This window comes from Azospirillum sp. B2RO_4, from assembly GCF_051124815.1.
Taxonomy (GTDB): domain Bacteria; phylum Pseudomonadota; class Alphaproteobacteria; order Azospirillales; family Azospirillaceae; genus Azospirillum.
In genome coordinates this window covers 2028669-2051590 of the sequence record NZ_CP118485.1, presented here as the reverse complement: position 1 = coordinate 2051590, position 22922 = coordinate 2028669, and the positions used below count along the sequence as shown (strand labels likewise).

The following is a 22922-nucleotide window of genomic DNA, read 5'->3' as shown; positions in this document are numbered from 1 at the left end:
CGAGAGGTGCCCACGACCATGACGGCCTCAGCCATGACTCCGATCCGCCTGCGTGCCGAAGACGAGGAGGACCTGAAGATCGTCTCCGCCTGCCTGCAGGACGCCATCCTTCCGGTCGGCGACATGTGCTTCCAGCCCGACGACAAGCGGTTCGTCATGGTCGTCAACCGCTTCCGCTGGGAAGCCGCCGACCGCCCGCGTCCCGGCCCCGCCGCCGACGACGACGATCTGGCTCCCTACGAGCGGGTCCATTGCGGCGTGCGGGTGGACGGGGTGACCGGCGCCAAGCTGCGCGGTTTCGACCTGAAGGACCGCGGCCGAATTCTGGAATTGCTGTCGATGGAGACGATGGAGGGCGGGATCGCCCTGCATTTCGCCGGCGGCGGCTGCGTCCGCCTGGACGGTGCGTCCTGGCGCATGGTGGTGGAGGATCTGGGCGAGCCCTGGCCCACCGGCTGCAAACCCTGCCACCCCGACGAAGAACCGGCCTGATCAGTCGTATGGCGCGCGGGGCGCCGGTTCAGCGCTCCGCGACCTGGCTGTTGTTGTGAATGCGGCGGATCACGTCCTGCGCGGTCATCTTGTAGGTGACGGTGTCCACGTCCTCGCCCGGCGACAGTTGCGAGCGGGAGACGGTGAAGAAACGGTGGCCGACATCCAGCATGCCGCTGGCCTCGACCAGGATGCTGGTGTCCTTGCCGTCGGCGCTGGGCGAAACCGAAACGATCTGGCCCAGTTCTTCGCCGAGCAGACCGGTCACCTCGAGCCCGACAAGATCGTCGCCCCCGCGCGGATCGGCGGCCTGTACCGACTCGATGTGGGCGAATGGCAGGGTCGCTGCCAGCGCAAGGCCGGCCAACAGGGTCTGGAACCGCATGATTCGGGCTCCCTTCGCTGATGTGTGTCTCGTATGTCACAATCAACATGGGAATTGCGGGACAGTTCCCAGGGAACCATGCAGGGGTAATCCGGTTGCTGCGGCATGACCAACAGCGAAGGAAGCCCCTCCATGGCCCAGAACCTCAATGGCCAGAACCTCAATGGAAAGACCGTGGCCGTTCTCGCCACCGACGGCTTCGAACAGGTGGAACTGACCGAGCCGGTGAAGGCGCTGCGCGATGCCGGTGCCACCGTGCATGTGGTCGCCCCGAAAAGCAGGCAGATCCAGGGTTGGAATCACCATGACCGCGGCGACAAGGTCAATGTCGACGTGACGCTCGACCAGGCCGATGCCGGCCGCTACGACGCGCTGATGCTGCCGGGCGGCGTGATGAACCCGGATGCCCTCCGGCTGGAGCCGAAGGCGATCGAGTTCGTGAAGAGCTTCGTGACTTCGGATCGTCCCATCGCCGCAATTTGTCACGGCCCCTGGACGCTGATCGACGCCGGCGGCGTGCGCGGCAAGCGGATGACCTCCTGGCCGTCGCTGCAGACCGACCTGCGCAACGCGGGCGCGACCTGGGTCGACGAGCAGGTGGTGACCGACCATGGACTGGTCACCTCGCGCAAGCCCGACGACATTCCCGCCTTCTGCCGCAAAATGATTGAGGAGTTCTGCGAAGGCCGCCACGCCGGCCATCGCCACGCGGCGGAGTAGGGGGGGCGGGATTCTGGCGGAGTTATACCCCCACCTAACCTCCCCCACTGGGTGGGGGAGGGACTGCCGCAGCCCTCCCGCATCAGCACTCGCTCCCTCCCCCGCCCAGCGGGGGAGGGTTGGGGTGGGGGCAATCGAAGCCCGCACCTACACAAACTACCCCCTAAGCAGACACCAGCGGCGACAGCCCGTTCTGAATCGCCCACACCGCCGCCTGCGTGCGGTTCTGCGCGTTGATCTTCCGCATCACGTTCTTGAAATGCATCTTCACGGTCGATTCCGTGATGTGCAGATTGCGCGCGATGGCCTTGTTCGACTGGCCGGCCAGCAGGCAGCGCAGGATCTGCACCTCGCGCTTCGACAGGTCGCCGCTGGGCGGCATGGCGATCGGGGTCGGGCTGTGCTGCGGGCGTTCGTTGGCGGCGGCCATCAGCAGGCCGGCGACATGGGTCGGATAGACCACCTCGCCCAGCATCACCAGACGCAGCGAGCGCAGCAGGCTCTCGCTCGACATGCTCTTGTTCAGATAGGCGTCGGCGCCTGCCTTCAGCGACTGGGACAGGCTGCGGTCGGCGATGGTGTCGGCCAGCACGGCGATCCGCGCAGACGTGCCGTCGCGCAGGCGCCGGATGCCGGCAATCTCCTCGGGCATGCCGTCCTGGAGCGCCAGCACGATCAGGTCGGGCTCCTCGCCGTCGGCAATCAGGTCGAGCGCGTCATCGGCGCTGGCCGCGTGGGCGCTGACCCGGAAGGGGCCGCCGCCGATCAACGTTGCCAAGGCCGCCGAAAACAGCCGGTCATGGTCGACCAGCATCACATTCCATGTCGTCATTGATCATCCTCCGCTGAGCCACCCTTATCGCCGGGCGGCGGCGATCCCCCCTTTTTGTCCGCGCCTGAAGGATCAGGCCAAGGACCGGACCGGTCGATCCGGCCCACGCAGACTCCGAACATAGAAAATTAGAACAATATTGTTCGGAACAGCGGGCTTTACGCTTCATGCCGGGATGATTTATACGGTTCATTAACCAACGGCGCAAGGTGAGAACAGGAAAGTCACAGGCAATAGATCAGATTTGGCAGGAAATTGAACGCAGATCCGTTCATTCGATATTTAGGGGTAGCTGCGCCAAAGAGCGGCGCGAATGAACCGCTTTTCCGTTGGGGCTTTTTGGTGTTCTTGGCCCTACTGAGGAGTGGTCCGCTGAAAATAAGGGGACACGATGGAGTTCGAGCTTCAAGCGCGCGGTGGTTCGCGTAGCGCGGGCAATCCCACGCGGATTTTTCTGGTGGTTGACGAGCAGCCGATGGTGCGCCATGGCTTCGCTCTGTCCATCGGAGAAATCTGCCCCGGGACGCGCGTGCTGGAGGCCGGGTCGTTGGATGAAGCGCTGAACATCGGCCGCCAGACCCCCGAGCTGGCGCTGGTCCTGTACGACCCCGGTCCGCCGCGCGTGGACGACGAGGATGCCGGCGGCGCCCTCGCCGGGCTGCGCCGGCTGAAGGACGCGCTGGGCGACGTGCCGGTCCTGATCCTCACCAACTCCGACGAGGTTGCCGACATCGTCGACAGCGTCCGCATGGGCGCCCGCGGCTATGTGCTGAAGACCAGCCCGCCGGAGGTGCTGGAGCATGCCATCTCGCTGGCGCTCAGCGGCGACATCTTCCTGCCGCTGCCGCGCGCGGTGCTGAACGGGGCGTTGGCCGAGGGGCCGCGCGGCAATGACGACATCCTGGACCGCCTGACCGACCGCCAGCGCGACGTCTTCGAACTGCTGCTGGCCGGCCACTCCAACAAGGAGATCGCCCGCGGGCTGGGCGTGCTGGAAGGCACGGTGAAGGTGCATGTGCGCGCCATCATGCAGAAGCTGGGCGTGCGCAACCGAACCCAGGTCGCGGTGGTCGCCGCCCGCAACGGCTGTTTCAACGGCGAGGGCTGAGCGGAGTGTTCGTCCGCATTGCCTGAACGGCTGCGCTTCCGGCAGACTGGCGCCCGCAGATTCCAGTTGGGGAGCGGGCGCTTGGATCAGGTGGCGGTGACCGACAGGCCGGAGGTGACGGCCCGCGAGGAAAAGAAGGTTGCCGTCCATGGCGCGGCGACCGTCCGGTTCGAACATCGCCACGGCGAGACCCGGCTGGCGACCCTCTACCATCATGATCCGCTGCGGGTGCTGATGCCGGCGCCGCGCCGCGACGACCTGCCCATCGCGGTGCTCGCCACCACGTCCGGCGGGATGGTCGGCGGTGACCGCATGGACATCGCGCTGTCGGTCGGATCGGGCGCCAGGGCGCTGGTCACCACCCAGGCGGCCGAGAAGGTCTATCGCTCCACCGGTCCCGACTGCCGCATCGACACCGCCTTGTCGGTGGAGGACGGCGGCTGGCTGGAATGGATGCCGCAGGAGGCGATCGTCTTCGAAGGCTCCCGCCTGCGCCGTCTGACCCGCATCGACCTGTCGGGCGACGGCCGGGTCATTGCCGGCGAGATGCTGGTCTTCGGCCGCGCCGCCTTCGGCGAAACGGTGACGCGCGGCCTGATCCGCGACGCCTGGGAGGTCGCGCGCGACGGCCGCCTGATCTGGGCTGACGCCCTGCATCTGGACGACCACATCGCCGAGGCGCTGGCCCACCCCGCCGGCTTCGGGGGGGCCGCCGCCTGCGCCACCCTGCTGCACGCCGCCCCCGACGCCCCGGCCCATCTCGACGCCGTGCGTGCCCTGGCGGAACCGCTGGAGGGCGCCCGCATCGGCGCCACCGCGCTGGACGGTCTGCTGATCGTCCGCATTCTCGGCGGCGACGCCCGCGCCGTGCGTCGCGCCTATGCCACGCTATGGTCGGGTTTGCGCGCCGAGGCCGCCGGCCTGCCCATCCGCCTGCCGCGGCTGTGGGAGGTTTGAGGGCAGTGCGTGTACACGCGCGGCGTTTTTTCTCCGCGAATGTGATACTCTCTTGTGGTGTACGCATGTCGCGTACAGCGCGCTGAGGACATGATTGATGGACTCCTACCGCAAGAATTACGAACCGCTGCCGGATGTCGACGGGCTGGATGGCGTTCGTATGGACAACGGCAGTGAGGTGCTCGATTACGAGGCGGCGGTGCGGCATCTGACGGCCTCAAGCGCCTTCCTCGCCGAACGATCCAAGCGGATGGCTGCGCGCATCGCGCAGGGCTCCGCGAAGGAATGAACGACCGATTATCGACCCCGTTTCTCAAGCGGCGGCAGTTCCTAGTCGAGTGCGGACGTGCTGCCGTCACGGCACTGCCGGCCGGTCTCCGGCCCGTTCTGCTGATCGACAGCCTGCACCTCGATCGACTGGTTGAGGACTATGGCGCTTTGCGCGACCAGTTCGTGACCCGCCACGGCATGGGCGGGAACCTTCTGGCCAACCACAAGGTTGCGGCGCTCTATGTCTGGCTGCTGTCGAGGATACCGGCGGAATCGCTGTTCCTGTTCCCGGCCGACTCGCCGCCCGAATCACGCCGGCTCGTGATGGCGACCATGATGAATGCGGTCATCGTGGCTCTCCTCGGCATCGAGCCGTCACGTGTGGACGGGCTTTTGCAGGACGACCTCGAATACTGTCTTCTGAAGGAAGCACCGGCGAATCTTGAGTGGCTGTGCTGCACGCTCCATGCCCATTGCCTGCTGAACGGCGCACGGACGAACATTCCCCGTTACTGACGTCCAGCACTTTCAACCCTCTACGTCATACGACGCACTTGGCGGACCGCTTCGGCGTGGCATAATCGCCGGTAACGAACAGGGTGGCGAAAGGGCAATCCCCCGATGAACCTGACAGGGCGCGAGAAGGACAAGCTGCTCGTCGCGATGGCGGCGATGGTGGCGCGGCGGCGACTGGACCGCGGCGTCAAGCTGAACCATCCGGAGGCGGTCGCCCTCATCACCGACTATGTGGTGGAGGGCGCGCGCGACGGCCGCACGGTGGCCGAGCTGATGCGCGACGGCGCCACCGTGCTGACCCGCGATCAGGTGATGGACGGCGTGGCCGACATGATCCACGACATCCAGGTTGAAGCAACCTTCCCTGACGGCACCAAGCTCGTCACCGTCCACCAGCCGATCCGTTGAGGGGGGCAGCCCATGAAACCCGGTGAAATCTTCCCGGCGGCCGGCGAGATCGTGCTGAACGATGGCCGCGACACCGTCGAACTGGACGTCGCCAATGCCGGCGACCGGCCGATCCAGGTCGGCTCGCACTTCCACTTCTACGAGACCAACAGCGCGTTGACCTTCGACCGCGAGAAGGCACGCGGCTTCCGGCTCGACATTCCGGCCGGAACGGCGGTGCGTTTCGAGCCCGGCCAGACCCGGCGCGTGACGCTGGTCGCCTATGGCGGCGACCGGGTGGTGATCGGCTTCAACCGCATGGTCAACGGCGCCCTCTGACGGGCCGACAGGGAAGGGCGAAGGACATGGCGCACCGCATCGACCGGGCCGAATATGCGGCCCTCTACGGCCCGACCACCGGCGACCGCATCCGGCTGGCCGACACCGACCTTATCGTGGAGGTCGAGCGCGACCACACCGTCTATGGCGAGGAGGTGAAGTTCGGCGGCGGCAAGGTGATCCGCGACGGCATGGGGCAATCCCAGCGCTCGCGTCACCAGGGGGCGGTCGACACTGTCATCACCAATGCGCTGATCATCGACCATTGGGGCATCGTCAAGGCCGACATCGGCATCACCGGCGGGCGGATCGCCGCTATCGGCAAGGCCGGCAACCCAGACATCCAGCCCGGCGTCGACATCATCATCGGTCCGGGCACCGAGGTGATCGCCGGCGAGGGCAAGATCGTCACCGCCGGCGGCATCGACGCCCACATCCACTTCATCTGCCCGCAGCAGGTGGACGAGGCGCTGAACAGCGGCGTCACCACCATGCTGGGCGGCGGCACCGGTCCCGCAGCCGGAACCTCCGCCACCACCTGCACGCCGGGGCCGTGGCATATGGAGCGGATGCTCCAGGCCGCCGAAGGTCTGCCGATCAATCTCGGCTTCTTCGGCAAGGGCAACACCAGCCGCCCCGACGCGCTGCTGGAGCAGGTCGCCGCCGGCGCCTGCGGCCTGAAGCTGCACGAGGATTGGGGCACCACGCCGGACGCCATCGACACCTGCCTGACCGTCGCCGACCATCTGGACGTCCAGGTGGCGATCCACACCGACACGCTGAACGAATCGGGCTTCGTCGAGGACACCATCGCGGCGTTCAAGGGCCGCACCATCCACACCTTCCACACCGAAGGGGCGGGCGGCGGCCATGCGCCGGACATCATCCGGGTGGCCAGCCTCGCCAACGTGCTGCCCAGCTCGACCAACCCGACGCGGCCCTTCACCATCAACACGGTGGACGAGCATCTGGACATGCTGATGGTGTGCCACCACCTCAGCCCGCGCATTCCCGAAGACGTCGCCTTCGCCGAAAGCCGCATCCGGCGCGAGACCATCGCGGCGGAGGACATCCTGCACGACCTGGGCGTCTTCTCCATGATCTCGTCGGACAGCCAGGCGATGGGCCGGCTGGGCGAGGTGATCATCCGCACCTGGCAGACCGCCCACAAGATGAAGCTGCAGCGCGGCCGGCTGCCGCAGGAGACCGGTGACAACGACAATTTCCGGGTCAAGCGCTACATCGCCAAATACACCATCAATCCGGCGCTGTCGCACGGCATCGACCATGTCGTCGGCTCGGTCGAGGTCGGCAAGTTGGCTGATCTGGTGGTGTGGTCGCCGGCCTTCTTCGGTGTGAAGCCGGACATGGTCATCAAGTGCGGCACCATCGCCGCCGCGCTGATGGGCGATCCCAACGCCTCGATCCCGACGCCGCAGCCGGTGCATTACCGCCCGATGTTCGGCGCCTTCGGCCGCTCGCTCCAGGCCAGCAGCGTCACCTTCGTCAGCGCCAAGGCGATGGAGTTGGAGGTCGGCCGCCATCTCGGCCTGCAGCGCGAGCTGATCGCCGTCAAGGGCACCCGCACCGTCGGCAAGAAGGACATGATCCACAACGACGCCACCCCGCACATCGAGGTCGATCCGGAAACCTACGAGGTTCGGGCGGACGGGCAACTACTGACCTGCGAACCGGCCGAGGTCCTGCCGATGGCGCAGCGGTATTTCCTGTTCTGAGGCGTTTTTTCTTCCCCTCCCCCGCCCAGCGGGGGAGGGTTAGGGTGGGGGGAACCGCTTTGAGGATCTCTTCGGCTGCGCCGAACCCCCTCATCCCAACCTTCTCCCCAGGGGGGAGAAGGAGTCTTAAGCAGGGTCTATTCGTGATCGGTGTATTCGACTCAGGACATGGCGGATTGACGGTGCTGCGCGCCCTGGTGGATGCGGCACCCGACCGGCCTTTCGTCTATCTCGGCGACCATGCCGCCGCGCCCTACGGCCCGCGCAGCGAGGATGACATCTACCGGCTGACCATCGCCGGGATGGACCGGCTGTTCGCCCAGGGTTGCCGGCTGGTCGTCATCGCCTGCAACACCGCCGCGGCGGTGGCGCTGCGCCGTTTGCAGCAGGAATGGCTGCCGTCGGCCCATCCCGGCCGCAACGTGCTGGGCGTGCTGGTGCCGATGGTGGAGGCGATCACCCGCGTGCCGTGGATGATGGATACGGTTCCGGCCGACCATCTCGCCGAGCCGCGCAGCGTCGGCATCTTCGCCACGGCGGCGACGGTCAATTCCGGCTCCTTCCCGCGCGAGATCGGCAAGCGCGCACCGTCCGTCCGCGTCGTGCAGCAGGCCTGCCCCGACCTCGTGCCGCTGATCGAGCGGGGCGCATCGGATGACGAGATCGAACCGGCGGTCGCCGGCTATGTCCGTGTCCTGCTGGACAAGATGGGCAACCAGCCGCTGGACACGGTGGTGCTGGGCTGCACCCATTACCCGCTGGTCCGCCACCTGTTCGCCCGCGCGTTGCCGCCGGGGGTGGAGGTGCTGTGCCAACCGACGCTGACCGCCCGCTCGCTGGAGCAGTATCTCGACCGCCACCCCGAATACCGGCCTGATCCGGCGGAGCGGGGACTGAAATTCTTCACCACCGGGGACGCGGCGCTGGTCAGCGAACTGGCCGGCCGCTTCTTCGGCCACCCGACCCCCTTCGAACGGCTTTAGCTGATGACCGATCCCACCCGCCGCGCCACCCGAGTCCATGCCCGCGGCCATTGGCCGGCAGAGAGCGCGTCCGGCTCCGTGACGCTGGCCTTCGACGACCGCTTCCGCCGCCGCATGGCGATGACCGACGATGCCGGCGGCGCCTTCCTGCTCGACCTGCCGCGGGCGGTGGCGCTGGACGACGGCGACGGGCTGGAGCTGGGCGACGGCAGCTTCCTGCGCGTGGTCGCAGCGCCGGAAGAGTTGATGGAGGTCCGCGTGCCCGGCCCGGTGGAGGCCTTCGCGCGGGTCGCCTGGCATCTCGGCAACCGTCACCTGCCGGTGCAGATCGTCGGCGACACCATCCGCCTGCGCCGCGACCATGTGATCGAGGATATGCTGCGCGGTCTGGGGGCCGAGGTGCGTGACGTGACGGCACCCTTCATGCCCGAAGGCGGCGCCTATGGCGGACATTCGCATGGCGGCGGGCATGGGCATTCGCATTGAAGTCACTGATGGCGTCTCCACCCACGCCCTGACGCTCCTGCTGGCGTGGCTGTCGCCCAGCTTTCCGGTCGGCGGCTTCTCCTACAGCCATGGGATCGAGGCGGCGGTGGAGCAGGGGCTGGTGCGGGATCGGGCGACGATGATCGTCTGGCTCGACGGCATCCTGCGCCACGGCGCCGGTCGCACCGACGGCATGCTGTTCGCCGCCGCCCATCGCGCCGTGCTGGCCGGCGACGAGGCCGGCTTCGCCTGGGCGGTGGAGCGGGCCGACATCCTGCGCGCCTCCGCCGAAACCGCGCTCGAATCGCGGGCGCAGGGGCAGGCCTTCCTGCTGGCGATCCGCGCCGCCTGGCCGCTCGACGGGTTGCCGCGCTGGGATGCGGTGATCGCCTCCACCGGCCGGCCGGTCGCCTATGCGGTGGCGGTGGCGCTGGTGTCGGCGCTGATCGGCGTGGCGGAGGGGCCGGCGCTGACCGCCTATCTGCACGCCTTCGCCGCCAATCTGGTGTCGGCCGGTGTCCGGCTGGTGCCGCTGGGACAAACCGACGGGCAGCGGGCGCTGGCGGCGCTCGACCCCATCACCCACAGTGCTGCGGAGGCGGCGCTGACCGTCCCGCTGGACGATCTCGGCGGCCGGGCGATGGCCGTCGACTGGACCTCGATGATCCACGAAACCCAATATACGAGGCTGTTCCGCTCATGAGCGCTCTCCCCGCTATCGAAAAGAGCCACGCCGGTCCGCTTCGCGTCGGCATCGGCGGCCCCGTCGGCTCCGGCAAGACCGCGCTGACCGACGCGCTGTGCAAGCGCATGCGCGACGATTGGGAGGTCGCGGCGATCACCAACGACATCTACACCAAGGAGGACGCGGAATTCCTCACCCGCTCCGGCGCACTGAAGCCGGAACGGATCATGGGGGTGGAGACCGGCGGCTGTCCGCACACCGCGATCCGCGAGGATGCCTCGATCAACCTCGCCGCCGTCGACCAGATGAACGCGAAGTTCCCCGACCTCGACCTGATCTTCATCGAATCGGGCGGCGACAACCTCGCGGCGACCTTCTCGCCGGAGTTGGCGGACATCACCATCTACGTCATCGACGTGTCGGCCGGCGACAAGATCCCGCGCAAGGGCGGGCCGGGCATCACCCGGTCGGACCTGCTGGTCATCAACAAGACCGACCTTGCCCCGATGGTCGGCGCCAGCCTGGAGGTGATGGACCGCGACGCCCGCAAGATGCGCGGCGACCGCCCCTTCGTCTTCACCAACGTCAAGGCGGGCGAGGGACTGGACGCCATCCAGTCCTTCATCGTCCAGCGCGGCGGTCTGCCCCTGCCGGGCTGATCCCCCCTCCACAACTGGAAGAAGATTCGCGTTCGGGAACCTCCGGCTTGGCCATGCTGTTCATACGGCATGAGACGATTCAAGCCGGAGGATGCCCCGATGATGCGCCCGACCCCCAGTAGGACCTTGGGCACGGCCCTGCTGTTGGCCGCACTGGGACCCTTGACCATCGCTGCGCCCGCGCTGGCGGCCGACGATTGCGCGGTGGGGCTCGACCGGCTGGGACAGCAGGCGGCGGCCCTCGAAGCCGCCGGACCCGGCACCCCCGCTCCGGTGACCCAGCAGGAAACCGCACAGCTCCGCGCCCTGCAGCAGGCGGCGCAGGCCGCGGCGCAGAAGGGCAACGCGCCCGCCTGCCAAGCCATCCTGGGCGAGGCGGCGGCCCTGCAGGACTCCATCGCCCACCCCCGCGCCATCGCCGCCGACGAGCTTGAGGACGCCAAGCTGCGCAGCCCGGACGGCAAGGATCTCGGCAGCGTGTCCGAACTGATCATCGATCCCGCCAGCGGCCGGGTCGCCTATGCGGTGGTCGAGCTGGGCGGCTTCCTCGGCATCGGCGACAGCCACTTCCCGGTGCCGTGGGCGCTGTTCACTCCGTCCGGCGACGGCTATGTCCTGAATGTGCCGAAGGACAAGCTGACCAATGCCCCCCGCTTCGACGAGAAGAACCGTCCGAACATGAACGACCGCCAATGGGCGATGGCGGTCCACACCTATTACGGCGTGGCGCCCTACTGGATGCGCGATTCGGCGACGCTGGCCGCTATCGCCGGCTCGGCGGGCGGCGGCGATGCCTCGGCCGGCCCGCTGCGCCAGGAGGTGCAGCGCCTGTCGCAGGAGGTGGCGCGCCTGAACCGCGAACTGCAGCAGGCCCGCGGCGCCGCCGGCTCCTCCAGCGGCCAGCAGACCGGCGGGGGAAGCGGGAAGGGTGGTGCGTCGCAGGCGGCGCCGGAGTCCGCTTCGCAGGCACCCTCCGGGAACGGGACCCCTCAGCCGCCGGTTTCCCAACAGTGACGCGATAACGATCCGATGGCGGACGATCCCCGACCGGGACCCGCATTCAGGAGGACCGACATGGAATTCTCTTCCATCACCGAAACGGCCCAGCGCAATCTGCGCGGCCTCAACGACCGCATCCAGGAGTCCGATTGGGCTCGCGGTGTCGGCCATGGCATCAACGTCGGCCATACCGAGCGGCTGGCCTCGCTGGCCGGCGGCGTGGTACTGGCGGTCCTGGGCCTGCGCCGTCCCAACTGGACCGGTGCCGCCATGGCGCTTGCCGGCGGGGCGCTGGTCGCGCGCGGGCTGACCGGTTATTGCCCCGGCAAGGCGATGCTGTCCGACTGGACGCACAATGACCGGGCGGCCATTCCGTCGCAGGATGTGGACCAGGGCGTCCATCCCTACTCCCGGCATCCCGGCGACATCTATGAGGAAGCCTGTGAGGAGGAGATCGTCGACGAAGCTTCGCAGGAATCCTTCCCGGCCAGCGATCCGCCGTCGTTCTCGCCGGGTGTTGCTCGCTAAAGAGGCGGATCGCACAAGCGGCGTGACGCCATAACAGAAATGTCATCAAGAAACGGTCCGCCGGTCCTATGCCGGCGGGCCGTTTTGATATGGATCAATGAAAGACTGAAACAGTAGCAATTCTGCTTTTACTGCATGCTCACCGAACAATGCTGCGCAATGATTGAGACGCATGTGCGGATCGCGCCCATTGCACGTTGCAGACCTCCGGCGATTGGTTTATGGTGCACTGCACAAGGAGCGCCGCGTGATCTCACCCGGCGCAAGGCGGCCGGGGTTGCGGCCGCTCCTCCCGTCCCATTGACCGCAGGACAGTCCGCATGACCACGATCATTCCCGCCGCCGCCACGCTCGAAGGCAAGAAGGGGCTCGTCCTTGGCATTGCCAACGACCAGTCGATCGCCTGGGGCTGCGCCCGCGCCTTCCGCGCCATGGGTGCCGACCTCGCGGTCAGCTATCTGAACGACAAGGCCAAGAAGTTCGTCGAGCCGCTGGCCCAGCAGCTGGAGGCCGAGATCTTCGAACCGGTGGACGTCACCGGCGAAGGCCAGCTGAAAGCCATGTTCGACAAGATCGGCGAGAAGTGGGGCAAGCTCGACTTCGCGCTGCACAGCATCGCTTTCGCGCCGAAGGAGGACCTGCACGGCCGTGTCGTCGATTGCTCGCGCGAGGGCTTCCAGCAGGCGATGGACGTCTCCTGCCATTCCTTCATCCGCATGGCGAAATACGCCGAGCCTCTGATGAAGGACGGCGGGTCGCTGTTCACCATGTCCTATTTCGGCGCCAACCGCGTCATCGACAATTATGGCGTCATGGGTCCGGTCAAGGCGGCGCTGGAGGCCAGCGTGCGCTATCTGGCCGCCGAGCTGGGTCCGAAGGGCATCCGCGTCCACGCCATCTCGCCCGGCCCGATCAAGACCCGCGCGGCCTCCGGCATCGCCCATTTCGACGAGCTGATGAACAAGGCTGCCGAGCGCGCGCCCGAAGGCCGTCTGGTGACCATCGAGGAGGTCGGCTACACCACCGCCTTCCTCGCGACCGATGGCGCCAAGGGCATCACCGGCGACACCACCTATGTCGATTGCGGGTACTCGATCGTCGGTTGAGTTAAATCAATCATTGATTGAGGAATGGGGCGGGTGCGGCGACGCATCCGCCCCGCTCATTTCCGGCTCGCCTCTCGCGGGTGCGTCAAATTGCCGTGTGACGCCGGCGGCTGTTTGGGTGGGCTGGTAACACCATTCATAATCCTCCCCAACGAGGTGCCGGTTAAGGGGGGAGGCTGCAAGGTCATGGGCGCCATCACATGGCGACGGCAGTTGAGCGTCGGGCAGCCGGCCATCGACGACGATCACAAACACCTGATCGAGTATCTGAACGAACTCGACGCTGCGCTGGCCGCCCCGCGGTTCCAGCCGGTTCGCGTTGCCAAGATCCTGATCAAGCTTCTGGAATACACCAAGGAGCATTTCGCCCGCGAAGAGCGGATCATGCAGATCGTGCATTACCCGAAATTCGACGAGCATGTCGCCATGCACCGCGCCGCGGTCCAGAAGGTCAGCGAGCTGTCGAACCAGTTCTCCAACGAACCCACCCACGAGAACGCCGAGAGGCTCTATAAATTCACCGCCGACTGGCTGGTCCGCCACATCATCCTGACGGACACGCAGCTGACGCCTTACGTTCGCGGCGTGTGGGCGTGAGGCATCCGTCGGCGGGAGAAGCGAGCGCTTACCCCACGAACTCCGCCGCCCGGTAGCCCTGGGCATAGAGCAGGGCGGTCAGGTCGCCATGGTCGACGCGGGCGCGCGCTTCGGCAGCGACCACCGCCTTGGCGTGGAAGGCGACGCCCAGACCGGCGGCCAGCAGCATCGGCAAATCGTTGGCGCCGTCGCCGACGGCCATGGTCTCCGCCATCGGCACGCGGTGCTCGCCGGCATAGGCCATCAGTGCTTGCAGCTTGCTGTCCCTGTCCAGGATCGGCTCGATCACCTTGCCGGTCATCACGCCGCCGACCACCTCCAGCTCGTTGCCGCGGTCGTCGTCGAAGCCGATCCAGCTGCGCACCCGGCCGGTGAAGCAACGGAAGCCGCCCGACACCAGGACACAGGCGGCGCCGTTGGCGCGCATGGTGCCGACCAGCTGGGCCGCGCCCGGCATCAGGGTGGCGCGCTGCCACACCTCGTCGATCACCGTCTCCTTCAGGCCCTTCAGCAAGGCGACCCGCTCGCGCACCGCCTCCTTGAAATCGATCTCGCCGTTCATGGCGCGGGCGGTGATGGCGGCGATGTGGTCCTTCAGCCCGACATAGTCGCCCAGCTCGTCCAGCATCTCCTGCTCGATGATCGTCGATTCCATGTCGGCGACCAGCAGCCGCTTGCGCCGGGTCGCCGCCGGCTGGGCGACGATGTCCAGCGCTACACCAACCAGGGCATGGCGGATCGCAGCCTCCGCCTGTTCCGGCGCCAGGTTGCCGAAAGGCAGATCGCAGGCGGTGCCGGGAGCCAGCCAGGCCGGCGCGCCGGCATCGGCACCCAGGCCCACCAGCGCCGCCCTGGCGGTCTGGACGGCAGCCTCGTCGAGCGTGGCGGTGCGGGGGGCGATCAGCGTGGCGACGGCGTTCATCGGCGGGTGTCCCGAGCAAAAGAGGGCCTTTGCGCGCTGCCTACCACAGGCGCGGGGTCCGGTCCAACGAAGCTTCGGCGTCGGCATGCGGCTGGGGCATGCGGATGGGTGTTGCAAAGGGAGCGTCGCGGCCCCATGGAAGGGCGATGTACACGCTCACCGATGTCATCGTCATCGGCGGCCCGACCGCATCGGGCAAGTCGGGGCTGGCGCTGGCGGTTGCCGAGGCGTTCGGCGGCACCGTCATCAACGCCGACAGCATGCAGCTCTACGCCGATCTGGACGTGCTGACCGCCCGGCCGCCGGCGGAGGATCTGGCGCGGGCGCCCCATCGCCTGTATGGCGTGCTGCCGGCGGCGGAACGCGGGTCGGCGGCGCGCTGGCGCGAGATGGCTCTGGCGGAGATCGCCGCCGCCAGGGTTGACGGCCGGTTGCCGGTGGTGGTCGGCGGCACAGGTCTCTATCTGCGGGCCCTCATGCAGGGCCTGAGCGAGGTTCCGCCCATCCCGGACGAGATGCGCGCCGCCGCCCATGCCCGGCTGGCGGCCCTTGGCGGCGAGGCCTTCCGTGCCGAGCTGGTCGTCCGCGACCCGGCCTCGGCCAAGCTGAACCCCGGCGACACCACCCGCCTGACCCGCGCCTGGGAGGTGATGGAGGCCACCGGCCATCCGCTTTCCCACTGGCAGAGCCAAACGGCCCAGGGGGCGCCGGAGGATCTGCGCTTCACCATCCTCGTGCTCGACCCGCCGCGGGCCGACCTCTATGCCCAGTGCGACAAGCGCTTCCATCTGATGATGGAGCAGGGCGCACTGGAGGAGGTGCGGCGGTTGGACGCACTGGCTGATGAGCAGGCGCTCGCCCCCGACCTGCCGGTGCTGAAGGCCTTGGGCGTGCCGGAACTGCGCCGCGTCCTGCATGGCGAGATTCCGCTCGACGAGGCCGTTGCGCTGGCCCAGCAATCGACCCGTCGCTATGCCAAACGGCAGGTCACTTGGTTTCGGCATCAGATTGTTGGCAAATTCTCTGATATGCTGGTAAGTGATACAGGACAGCATAGCTGCCATACCATTGATCTGCCTTGTTCGCCTGCGGTACGAAATGCAATGCTCGACCGCCTGAGAACGATACTAAATTACTGATCCGAAGGAGAAGCACCGTGTCGGTTGATTGGGGTCATGTGTTCGCGGGCCGCGTGGGCGGCATGACGGCGTCCGAAATCCGGGAACTGCTGAAGCTGATCGACCGCCCGGAGATCATCTCCTTCGCCGGCGGCATTCCCGACCCGGATCTGTTCCCCAGCTCCGCCATCGCGCGGTCCTACGAGAAGATCTTCCAGTCCAACGCGGGAGCCGGCGCCGCCCTGCAGTATTCCATCACCGAGGGCTACACGCCGCTGCGGGAATGGATCTGCGATTACATGGGGCGTAAGGGCGTCAATGTCGGGCTGGACGGCGTTCTCATCACCAACGGGTCGCAGCAGGTGCTGGAATTCGTCGGCAAGCTGCTGATCGGCCCCGGCGACAAGATCGTCGTCACCCGCCCGACCTATCTCGGCGCGCTGCAGGCCTTCTCGCCCTACGAGCCGACCTATCTCTCCATCCCGATGGACGAGGAAGGGCCGGAGATGACGGCGCTGACCGAGGCGCTGGCCCAGAAGCCGAAGTTCTTCTATCTCGTCCCCGATTTCCAGAACCCGAACGGCACCACGGTGACGCTGGCCCGCCGCCACGCCATCCTGGACGCCTGCGAGGCGGCCGGCGTGCCGGTGATCGAGGACACCGCCTATTGCGAGCTGCGCTATGACGGCGAGCATCTGCCGCTGCTGGCGGCGCTGGATTGCGAGCGCAACGGCGGCAAGCTGACCAACGTGATCTTCGGCGGCACCTTCTCCAAGACGATGGTTCCGGCGATGCGCGTGGGCTGGGTCAATGCGGCGCCGGAAGTGGTGAACCGGCTGGTGCTGATGAAGCAGGCGGCCGACCTGCATGCCAGCACGATCAACCAGATCGTCATGCATGACGTCGTCTCGCAGATCTTCGACAGCCACATCAAGCTGCTGCGCACCCAGTACAAGGAGCGCCGCGACGCCATGCTGGCGGCGCTGGACGAATTCGCCCCGCCGGGCGTCACCTGGACCAAGCCGGAAGGCGGTCTGTTCGTCTGGATCGAAGCGCCGGAAGGCGTCGACGGCACCGAGCTGCTGGCCCGCGCCATCAAGGAGGCCAACGTCGCCTTCGTTCCGGGCTCGGCCTTCCATGCCGACCGGTCGGGCAAGAACACGCTGCGTCTGGCCTTCTCCGTCACCAAGCCGGCCCAGATCCGCGAGGGCATCCGCCGGCTGTGCGAACTGCTGAAGACCGCAGCCTGACGGGCTGCCCCATCACTCAGTCGCCCTTTGGAAACGGCGGCCGCGCTTCGGTGCGGCCGCCGTTTCCGTTTGCGGCAAGCGCCGGCGGGGCAGGGGGAGTGGCAGGGGACGGGGTGGGGCGGTCACCTCCAATGGGCGCGCAACAATTGGAAAAACTGCGGCAAAAAAACTTTGCAAACATTCGCGAATTGGGTTGACCTATGACGGATGATTTGACTAATTTGCCCGTCCCAGCACAGGCCATCGGGGCTAAGCCGTTGATATGAGCGGCATCCCCCTCGGCAGGGTTGGTGTTCCCAAGGAACCGGGCGCCCTAGAGGAGGCGCCCACATGAGAAGGTCGTGACCGATGTCCGAACAGAAGCTGACCGGCGCCCAGATCGTCATCAAAGCCCTGAAGGATCAGGGCGTTGACATCATCTTCGGCTATCCCGGCGGCGCCGTACTTCCCATCTACGACGCGCTGTTCCAGCAGAACGACCTGAAGCATGTCCTTGTACGCCACGAGCAGGCCGCGGTTCACGCGGCGGAGGGCTACGCGCGCTCGACCGGCAAGGTCGGCTGCGTGCTGGTGACCTCCGGCCCCGGCGCCACCAACGCGGTGACCGGCCTGCTGGACGCCCTGTGCGACAGCATTCCGATCGTCTGCCTGTCGGGCCAAGTGCCTACCCACCTGATCGGCAACGACGCCTTCCAGGAAGCCGACACCACCGGCATCACCCGTCCCTGCACCAAGCACAATTACCTGGTGAAGGACGTCGACAGCCTGGCCCGCACCCTGCACGAGGCCTTTTATGTCGCGCGCAGCGGCCGTCCCGGCCCGGTGCTGGTCGACATCCCGAAGGACGTGCAGTTCGCCGACGGCACCTACGTCCCGCCGGCGGAGGTCAAGCACAAGACCTACCGTCCGCAGGTGAAGGCGGAGATCGCCCGCATCGAAGAGGCGGTGGAACTGATCGCCAATGCCAAGCGGCCGGTCTTCTACACCGGCGGCGGCGTCATCAATGCCGGCCCCTTCGCCGCCAAGCTGCTGACCCAGTTCGTCAAGACCACCGGTTTTCCGATCACCTCCACCCTGATGGGTCTGGGCGCCTTCCCGGCGTCCGACAACCAGTGGCTGGGCATGGTCGGCATGCACGGTACGTACGAGGCGAACCTCGCCATGTACGAATGCGACGTCATGATCAACATCGGCGCCCGCTTCGACGACCGCGTGACCGGAAAGCTGTCGGCCTTCTCGCCGGGCTCCAAGAAGATCCATGTCGACATCGACCCCAGCTCGATCAACAAGAACGTGGCGGTCGACATCCCGATCGTCGGCGACTGCGGCGCCGTTCTGGAAGACATGCTGCGGATCTGGAAGGCGCGCGCCAAGAGCGCCGACAAGGCGGCGCTGAAGGAGTGGTGGGGCAAGGTCGAGGGCTGGCGCGCCCGCAACTGCCTGAACTACAACCGCACCGAATCGGTCATCAAGCCGCAGTACGCGCTGGAGCGCCTGCGTGAGGCCCTGCGCGGCAAGGACCACTACATCACGACGGAAGTCGGCCAGCACCAGATGTGGGCCGCCCAGTTCCTGCCCTTCGACCAGCCGAACCGCTGGATGACCTCGGGCGGCCTGGGCACCATGGGCTACGGCCTGCCGGCCGCCATCGGCGCCCAGCTGGCCCATCCCGACGCCATCGTGGTGGACGTGTCGGGCGAGGCGTCCTTCCTGATGAACATGCAGGAGATCGGCACGGCCGTGCAGTACCGCGCGCCGGTCAAGATCTTCATCCTGAACAACCAGTATATGGGCATGGTGCGCCAGTGGCAGGAACTGCTGCACGGCTCGCGCTATTCCCAGAGCTATTCCGAAGCCCTGCCGGACTTCGTGAAGCTGGCGGAGGCCTGGGGCTGCGTCGGCCTGCGCGCCACCACGGTGGCCGAGGTCGATCAGGTGATCGAGAAGATGCTGGCCGTCACCGACCGCCCCTGCATCGTCGACATCGCAGTCGATCAGAAGGAGAACTGCTTCCCGATGATTCCGGGCGGCAAGGCCCACAACGAGATCCTGTTCGGTCCGGACGACAGCCCGTCCGACGCCACGCCGGAAGACGGCATGGTGCTGGTCTGATCGGCTGACGACGAACGAACGGGGGAATGGGTCTCATGGAAAACGCGATCGAAAAGCACACCATCGCCGTGCTGGTGGACAACGAGCCGGGCGTCCTCGCCCGCGTCATCGGGCTGTTCTCCGGCCGCGGCTATAACATCGAAAGCCTGACGGTGGCGGAGGTGAACAACGCCGAGCACCTGTCGCGCATCACGCTGGTCACCTCCGGCACCCGGATGATCATTGAGCAGATCAAGGCGCAGCTCGGCCGGCTGGTTCCGGTCCACCGCGTCCATGACCTGACCGACGAGGGACCGTCGGTGGAGCGTGAACTGGCGCTGGTCAAGGTGGCCGGCACCGGCGACCGCCGGATCGAGGCGCTTCGCCTCGCCGACATCTTCCAGGCCAAGGTGGTGGACGCCACCCTGACCAGCTTCATCTTCGAACTGACCGGCACCACCGAGCAGGTCGACGACTTCGTCGGTCTGATGAGCCAGCTTGGCCTCGTGGAAGCCAGCCGCACCGGCGTGGTCGCCATGTCGAAGGGACCGGCGGCGTTCTGAGGCGCCGTTATCCGCAGAACAGCATTCTGCGAAAGATTGGGGCGGCAAAAACGCAAGGAAGCTTTGCGTTTCGCCGCTTCATCGAGCGATTGTTTCCCTTGACGGACGGCTTTGCTCAATGGAGTAATCCGCCGCAGGAAACGCACTCTGTCTTCGTTCGTTGCGAATTCAAGGAACCATCTCAATGCGCGTCTATTACGATCGTGATGCCGACGTCAACCTGATCAAGGGCAAGAAGGTCGTCATCGTCGGCTACGGCAGCCAGGGCCATGCCCACGCCCACAACCTGCGTGACAGCGGCGTGAAGGACGTGCGGATCGCGCTCCGCCCGGGTTCGGCCACCATCAAGAAGGCCGAGACCGCCGGCTTCACCGTGATGACCCCGGCCGAAGCCGCCGCCTGGGCCGACGTCGTGATGGTTCTGACCCCGGACGAGCTGCAGGCCGACCTGTACCGTGACGATCTGGCCCCGAACATGAAGCAGGGCGCCGCCCTGGCCTTCGCGCACGGCCTGAACGTCCACTTCAACCTGATCGAGCCGCGCGCCGACCTCGACGTGTTCATGATCGCGCCGAAGGGCCCCGGCCACACCGTGCGCAGCGAATACCAGCGTGGCGGCGGCGTGCCGTCGCTGGTCGCCGTGCACCAGAATGCCTCGGGCAACGCGCTGGACATCGCTCTGTCCTACGCCTCGGCCAATGGCGGCGGCCGCGCCGGCATCATCGAGACGACCTTCAAGGAAGAGTGCGAGACCGACCTGTTCGGTGAGCAGGCCGTGCTCTGCGGCGGCCTGACCGAGCTGATCCGCGCCGGCTACGAGACGCTGGTCGAGGCGGGCTACGCCCCCGAGATGGCCTACTTCGAGTGCCTGCACGAAGTGAAGCTGATCGTCGACCTGATGTACGAGGGCGGCATGGCCAACATGCGCTACTCGATCTCCAACACGGCCGAGTACGGCGACTACCGCACCGGCCCGCGCATCATCACGCCCGAGACCAAGGCCGAGATGAAGCGCGTGCTGACCGACATCCAGGAAGGCCGCTTCGTCCGCGACTGGATGCTGGAGTGCAAGGCCGGCCAGCCGTCCTTCAAGGCCATCCGCCGCCGCAACGCCGAGCACGAGATCGAGAAGGTCGGCGAGAAGCTGCGCGCCATGATGCCGTGGATCGCCGAGCGCCGTCTGGTCGACAAGTCGAAGAACTGATCCGGCGAAAGCCCCATCGGTCTGTTGAGAAGCGCGTCCCTTCGGGGGCGCGTTTTTCATTTGCACTCTCTCCGGGGCCGGGGAGGGCGAGCTTTACCCCCGCGGCTCCGGCATTCCGCTCGGCGGCGGGGTTTCGGCGACGGCGGCGCGGCCGGGGTCGCGCTTCTGCGTTTCCAGCAGGATGTCGCGGGCGATGGGGGCCGCTGCGGTCGATCCGCCGCCGCCATGCTCGACGAAGACGGCGCAGGCATAGCGCGGCGCCTGGATCGGCGCGAAGGCGACGAACAGAGCGTGGTCGCGCTCGCGCCAGGGCAGGTCCTCGTTCTTCTTCACGCCGCTGTTGCGCTCGGCCATCGTGATTCGGCGGACCTGGGCGGACCCGGTCTTGCCGGCCATCTCGTACCCGACCTCGGTGATTCGCGACTTGTAGGCGGTACCGTTGGGGGCGTTCACCACTTCGGTCATGCCGCGCAGCACGGTGTCGAGACTCTCCTTCTTCACGCCGATGCTGGGCCATGCGGTCTGTTCGCCGCTGACCGTCTTGATCTGCTTCGTCAGGTGCGGCTTGACCGCATAGCCGCCATTGGCCAGCCGGCAAACCATCACCGCCAGCTGCAGCGGCGTCGTCAGCACATAGCCCTGGCCGATGGAGGCGACCAGCGTCTCGCCCATGTCCCAGCCCTTGCCCAGCGTCGCCTTCTTCCAGGCGATGGAGGGGATCAGGCCGGCACGTTCGTGCGGCAGGTCGATGCCGGTGCGATGACCCAGGCCGAAGCGGTTGGACATCTCGGCGATGCGGTCGATGCCGATCCGGCGCGACACGTCGTAGAAGAACACGTCGCAGGAATGGCGCAGCGCGCCGACGAAATCCACAGTGCCGTGTCCGCCCCGCTTCCAGCAGTGGAACCGGTGGTCGCCCAACTCGAGGTAGCCGGGACAGAACACCGTGTGGCGGTTGCTGACCACCCCCGATTCCAGCGCCGCCAGCGCCGCCATCATCTTGAAGGTGGAGCCCGGCGGGTATTGGCCGACCACCGCCTTGTTGTTCAGCGGCGTCGCCGGGTTGGACAGCAGCTCCTCCCACAGTTCGGCGCTGATGCCCATGGTGAACTGGTTGGGGTCGTAGCTGGGGTGCGAGCACAGGGCGTAGATGCCGCCGGTGTGCACGTCCATCACCACCGCCGAGGCGCTGACCTCCTGCGACAGCCTTTCCTGCACGAAGCGCTGCAGCGACATGTCGATGGTCAGCTGAATTTCCCGGCCCGACTGCCCTTCGTCGCGCGACAGTTCGCGGATGACTCGGCCGACCGCGTTGACCTCCAACTGGCTGGTGCCGGCGGTGCCGCGCAGCACCTTCTCGTGAAACTTCTCGATGCCGGCCTTGCCGATGCGGAAGCCGGGAAGGGACAGCACGGGATCGCTGTTGCCGCTCAGTTCCGCTTCCGACACGGCACCAACATAGCCCAGGATATGGGCGGTGGCGTCCGCCTGCGGGTAATGCCGCAACTCGCCCACCTCGATCGACACGCCGGGCAGGTCGGGGGTGTTGGTCTCCAGCGTCGCCACCTGCTCCCACGTCAGGTTCTCGCGCACGGTGACGGGCACGAAGCGGCGCTTGCGGTGCAGTTCGCGCAGAACGCGGCGGCGGTCGCCGTCGGTCAGCGGCACGATGCGGGAGATCTTGTCGAGCGTTTCCTGGATGTTGTGGGTGCGTTCCGACACCACGACGACCCGGTAGTTCTGCTGGTTCACCGCCAGCGGCACGCCGAAACGGTCGACGATGTTGCCGCGCGAGGGCGCGATCAGCCGCAGGCTGATGCGGTTCTCTTCCGCCAGCATGGTGTAGCGGGCCGACTCGACGACCTGCAGGTAATACAGGCGACCGACCAGCGCGGACAGGCCGGCCAGCTTGATGCCGCCCAGCACCAGGGCGCGGCGCGCCAGCAGGCGGGAGCGGTCGGTGTCGCGATCGATTGAACTCATGAGGTC

Annotated in this window: 26 protein-coding genes; 22 read left to right on the top strand and 4 right to left on the bottom strand. The window is 66.9% G+C overall.

Annotated elements, in window-relative coordinates:
* The first annotated feature begins 18 nt into the window (after positions 1-18).
* On the top strand, positions 19-492 hold the full coding sequence (locus PWS46_RS09745) for a DUF2948 family protein (RefSeq protein ID WP_434614319.1): 474 nt from the start codon (positions 19-21) through the stop codon (positions 490-492).
* 28 nt (positions 493-520) lie between these two features.
* Here the strand turns inward: PWS46_RS09745 and PWS46_RS09740 are convergent, their stop codons facing one another.
* Complete coding sequence (locus PWS46_RS09740; RefSeq protein WP_434614316.1) at positions 521-877, bottom strand: hypothetical protein; 357 nt, start codon at positions 875-877, stop codon at positions 521-523.
* A 132-nt stretch (positions 878-1009) separates the two neighbouring features.
* Between PWS46_RS09740 and PWS46_RS09735 the strand changes: the two genes are divergently transcribed.
* On the top strand, positions 1010-1597 hold the full coding sequence (locus tag PWS46_RS09735; protein WP_434614313.1) for a type 1 glutamine amidotransferase domain-containing protein: 588 nt from the start codon (positions 1010-1012) through the stop codon (positions 1595-1597).
* A gap of 163 nt (positions 1598-1760) precedes the next feature.
* Here the strand turns inward: PWS46_RS09735 and PWS46_RS09730 are convergent, their stop codons facing one another.
* Complete coding sequence (locus PWS46_RS09730) at positions 1761-2429, bottom strand: LuxR C-terminal-related transcriptional regulator (RefSeq protein ID WP_085089987.1); 669 nt, start codon at positions 2427-2429, stop codon at positions 1761-1763.
* A gap of 457 nt (positions 2430-2886) precedes the next feature.
* On the opposite strand from PWS46_RS09730, the gene PWS46_RS09725 reads away from it, so the two are divergent.
* From PWS46_RS09725 to PWS46_RS09655, 15 genes are all read left to right on the top strand, one after another.
* A complete protein-coding gene (locus tag PWS46_RS09725) occupies positions 2887-3537 on the top strand; it encodes a LuxR C-terminal-related transcriptional regulator (protein ID WP_434614309.1) in 651 nt (216 codons plus the stop codon).
* A gap of 90 nt (positions 3538-3627) precedes the next feature.
* On the top strand, positions 3628-4494 hold the full coding sequence (locus PWS46_RS09720) for an urease accessory protein UreD (protein ID WP_434619964.1): 867 nt from the start codon (positions 3628-3630) through the stop codon (positions 4492-4494).
* Positions 4495-4591: 97 nt separating this feature from the next.
* Entirely contained in the window at positions 4592-4783 is a 192-nt protein-coding gene (locus tag PWS46_RS09715; RefSeq protein ID WP_434614306.1) for a hypothetical protein, read from the top strand.
* Entirely contained in the window at positions 4780-5280 is a 501-nt protein-coding gene (locus PWS46_RS09710; RefSeq protein ID WP_434614303.1) for a hypothetical protein, read from the top strand. Before PWS46_RS09715 ends, PWS46_RS09710 begins: the two co-directional genes overlap by 4 nt.
* Positions 5281-5385: 105 nt before the next feature.
* Entirely contained in the window at positions 5386-5688 is a 303-nt protein-coding gene (locus tag PWS46_RS09705; RefSeq protein WP_434614300.1) for an urease subunit gamma, read from the top strand.
* A gap of 12 nt (positions 5689-5700) precedes the next feature.
* Positions 5701-6006: an urease subunit beta gene (locus PWS46_RS09700; RefSeq protein WP_109074033.1), complete on the top strand. Its 306-nt coding sequence runs from the start codon at positions 5701-5703 to the stop codon at positions 6004-6006.
* A gap of 26 nt (positions 6007-6032) precedes the next feature.
* The gene (ureC, locus tag PWS46_RS09695; RefSeq protein WP_434614297.1) at positions 6033-7742 is read left to right on the top strand and encodes an urease subunit alpha; all 1710 of its coding nucleotides are present in this window, start codon (positions 6033-6035) and stop codon (positions 7740-7742) included.
* A gap of 143 nt (positions 7743-7885) precedes the next feature.
* A complete protein-coding gene (gene murI / locus PWS46_RS09690) occupies positions 7886-8725 on the top strand; it encodes a glutamate racemase (protein WP_434614294.1) in 840 nt (279 codons plus the stop codon).
* Positions 8726-8728: 3 nt separating this feature from the next.
* A complete protein-coding gene (locus PWS46_RS09685) occupies positions 8729-9211 on the top strand; it encodes an urease accessory protein UreE (RefSeq protein ID WP_434614291.1) in 483 nt (160 codons plus the stop codon).
* On the top strand, positions 9195-9914 hold the full coding sequence (locus tag PWS46_RS09680) for an urease accessory protein UreF (protein WP_434614288.1): 720 nt from the start codon (positions 9195-9197) through the stop codon (positions 9912-9914). Before PWS46_RS09685 ends, PWS46_RS09680 begins: the two co-directional genes overlap by 17 nt.
* Positions 9911-10555 carry an urease accessory protein UreG gene (ureG, locus tag PWS46_RS09675; RefSeq protein WP_085089978.1) on the top strand — a complete coding sequence of 215 codons (645 nt, stop codon included), beginning with the start codon at positions 9911-9913 and terminating at the stop codon, positions 10553-10555. The genes PWS46_RS09680 and ureG overlap by 4 nt, the downstream gene beginning before the upstream one ends.
* Before the next feature lie 162 nt (positions 10556-10717).
* Positions 10718-11569 (top strand): PRC-barrel domain-containing protein, encoded by an 852-nt coding sequence (locus PWS46_RS09670; protein WP_434614285.1) that lies wholly within the window; start codon positions 10718-10720, stop codon positions 11567-11569.
* Positions 11570-11629: 60 nt separating this feature from the next.
* Positions 11630-12082, top strand: a complete 453-nt coding sequence (locus PWS46_RS09665) for a YgaP family membrane protein (RefSeq protein WP_434614282.1) — start codon at positions 11630-11632, stop codon at positions 12080-12082.
* A 320-nt stretch (positions 12083-12402) separates the two neighbouring features.
* Positions 12403-13188 (top strand): enoyl-ACP reductase FabI, encoded by a 786-nt coding sequence (fabI, locus tag PWS46_RS09660; protein WP_085089975.1) that lies wholly within the window; start codon positions 12403-12405, stop codon positions 13186-13188.
* A gap of 186 nt (positions 13189-13374) precedes the next feature.
* On the top strand, positions 13375-13785 hold the full coding sequence (locus PWS46_RS09655; protein WP_295834987.1) for a bacteriohemerythrin: 411 nt from the start codon (positions 13375-13377) through the stop codon (positions 13783-13785).
* A gap of 28 nt (positions 13786-13813) precedes the next feature.
* Here the strand turns inward: PWS46_RS09655 and serB are convergent, their stop codons facing one another.
* Positions 13814-14707: a phosphoserine phosphatase SerB gene (gene serB, locus PWS46_RS09650; protein ID WP_434614278.1), complete on the bottom strand. Its 894-nt coding sequence runs from the start codon at positions 14705-14707 to the stop codon at positions 13814-13816.
* Positions 14708-14853: 146 nt separating this feature from the next.
* Between serB and miaA the strand changes: the two genes are divergently transcribed.
* The 5 genes from miaA (at position 14854) to ilvC (ending at position 20933) form a co-directional block, all read left to right on the top strand.
* Positions 14854-15846, top strand: coding sequence for a tRNA (adenosine(37)-N6)-dimethylallyltransferase MiaA (miaA, locus tag PWS46_RS09645; RefSeq protein WP_434614275.1), 993 nt, complete (start codon positions 14854-14856; stop codon positions 15844-15846).
* A gap of 17 nt (positions 15847-15863) precedes the next feature.
* Entirely contained in the window at positions 15864-17075 is a 1212-nt protein-coding gene (locus PWS46_RS09640) for a PLP-dependent aminotransferase family protein (RefSeq protein ID WP_434614272.1), read from the top strand.
* 348 nt (positions 17076-17423) lie between these two features.
* The gene (locus PWS46_RS09635; protein WP_434614269.1) at positions 17424-19187 is read left to right on the top strand and encodes an acetolactate synthase 3 large subunit; all 1764 of its coding nucleotides are present in this window, start codon (positions 17424-17426) and stop codon (positions 19185-19187) included.
* Between the two features lie 35 nt (positions 19188-19222).
* Positions 19223-19729 (top strand): acetolactate synthase small subunit, encoded by a 507-nt coding sequence (ilvN, locus tag PWS46_RS09630; protein ID WP_109074020.1) that lies wholly within the window; start codon positions 19223-19225, stop codon positions 19727-19729.
* Between the two features lie 184 nt (positions 19730-19913).
* Positions 19914-20933, top strand: coding sequence for a ketol-acid reductoisomerase (gene ilvC, locus PWS46_RS09625; RefSeq protein ID WP_014248441.1), 1020 nt, complete (start codon positions 19914-19916; stop codon positions 20931-20933).
* Between the two features lie 93 nt (positions 20934-21026).
* Here ilvC and mrdA read toward each other — a convergent pair whose 3' ends face one another.
* On the bottom strand, positions 21027-22916 hold the full coding sequence (gene mrdA / locus PWS46_RS09620; RefSeq protein ID WP_434614265.1) for a penicillin-binding protein 2: 1890 nt from the start codon (positions 22914-22916) through the stop codon (positions 21027-21029).
* Positions 22917-22922 lie beyond the last annotated feature (6 nt).

Coding starts and splice junctions, on each gene's coding strand:
- PWS46_RS09680 (WP_434614288.1), top strand. CDS start 9,195: ATGGGCATTCGCATTGAAGTCACTGATGGCGTCTCCACCCACGCCCTG.
- ureG (WP_085089978.1), top strand. CDS start 9,911: ATGAGCGCTCTCCCCGCTATCGAAAAGAGCCACGCCGGTCCGCTTCGC.
- mrdA (WP_434614265.1), bottom strand. CDS start 22,916: ATGAGTTCAATCGATCGCGACACCGACCGCTCCCGCCTGCTGGCGCGC.
- serB (WP_434614278.1), bottom strand. CDS start 14,707: ATGAACGCCGTCGCCACGCTGATCGCCCCCCGCACCGCCACGCTCGAC.
- PWS46_RS09740 (WP_434614316.1), bottom strand. CDS start 877: ATGCGGTTCCAGACCCTGTTGGCCGGCCTTGCGCTGGCAGCGACCCTG.
- ilvC (WP_014248441.1), top strand. CDS start 19,914: ATGCGCGTCTATTACGATCGTGATGCCGACGTCAACCTGATCAAGGGC.
- PWS46_RS09710 (WP_434614303.1), top strand. CDS start 4,780: ATGAACGACCGATTATCGACCCCGTTTCTCAAGCGGCGGCAGTTCCTA.
- PWS46_RS09685 (WP_434614291.1), top strand. CDS start 8,729: ATGACCGATCCCACCCGCCGCGCCACCCGAGTCCATGCCCGCGGCCAT.
- PWS46_RS09665 (WP_434614282.1), top strand. CDS start 11,630: ATGGAATTCTCTTCCATCACCGAAACGGCCCAGCGCAATCTGCGCGGC.
- PWS46_RS09655 (WP_295834987.1), top strand. CDS start 13,375: ATGGGCGCCATCACATGGCGACGGCAGTTGAGCGTCGGGCAGCCGGCC.
- PWS46_RS09635 (WP_434614269.1), top strand. CDS start 17,424: ATGTCCGAACAGAAGCTGACCGGCGCCCAGATCGTCATCAAAGCCCTG.
- PWS46_RS09745 (WP_434614319.1), top strand. CDS start 19: ATGACGGCCTCAGCCATGACTCCGATCCGCCTGCGTGCCGAAGACGAG.
- ilvN (WP_109074020.1), top strand. CDS start 19,223: ATGGAAAACGCGATCGAAAAGCACACCATCGCCGTGCTGGTGGACAAC.
- PWS46_RS09730 (WP_085089987.1), bottom strand. CDS start 2,429: ATGACGACATGGAATGTGATGCTGGTCGACCATGACCGGCTGTTTTCG.
- PWS46_RS09715 (WP_434614306.1), top strand. CDS start 4,592: ATGGACTCCTACCGCAAGAATTACGAACCGCTGCCGGATGTCGACGGG.
- fabI (WP_085089975.1), top strand. CDS start 12,403: ATGACCACGATCATTCCCGCCGCCGCCACGCTCGAAGGCAAGAAGGGG.
- PWS46_RS09735 (WP_434614313.1), top strand. CDS start 1,010: ATGGCCCAGAACCTCAATGGCCAGAACCTCAATGGAAAGACCGTGGCC.
- miaA (WP_434614275.1), top strand. CDS start 14,854: ATGTACACGCTCACCGATGTCATCGTCATCGGCGGCCCGACCGCATCG.
- PWS46_RS09705 (WP_434614300.1), top strand. CDS start 5,386: ATGAACCTGACAGGGCGCGAGAAGGACAAGCTGCTCGTCGCGATGGCG.
- PWS46_RS09700 (WP_109074033.1), top strand. CDS start 5,701: ATGAAACCCGGTGAAATCTTCCCGGCGGCCGGCGAGATCGTGCTGAAC.
- ureC (WP_434614297.1), top strand. CDS start 6,033: ATGGCGCACCGCATCGACCGGGCCGAATATGCGGCCCTCTACGGCCCG.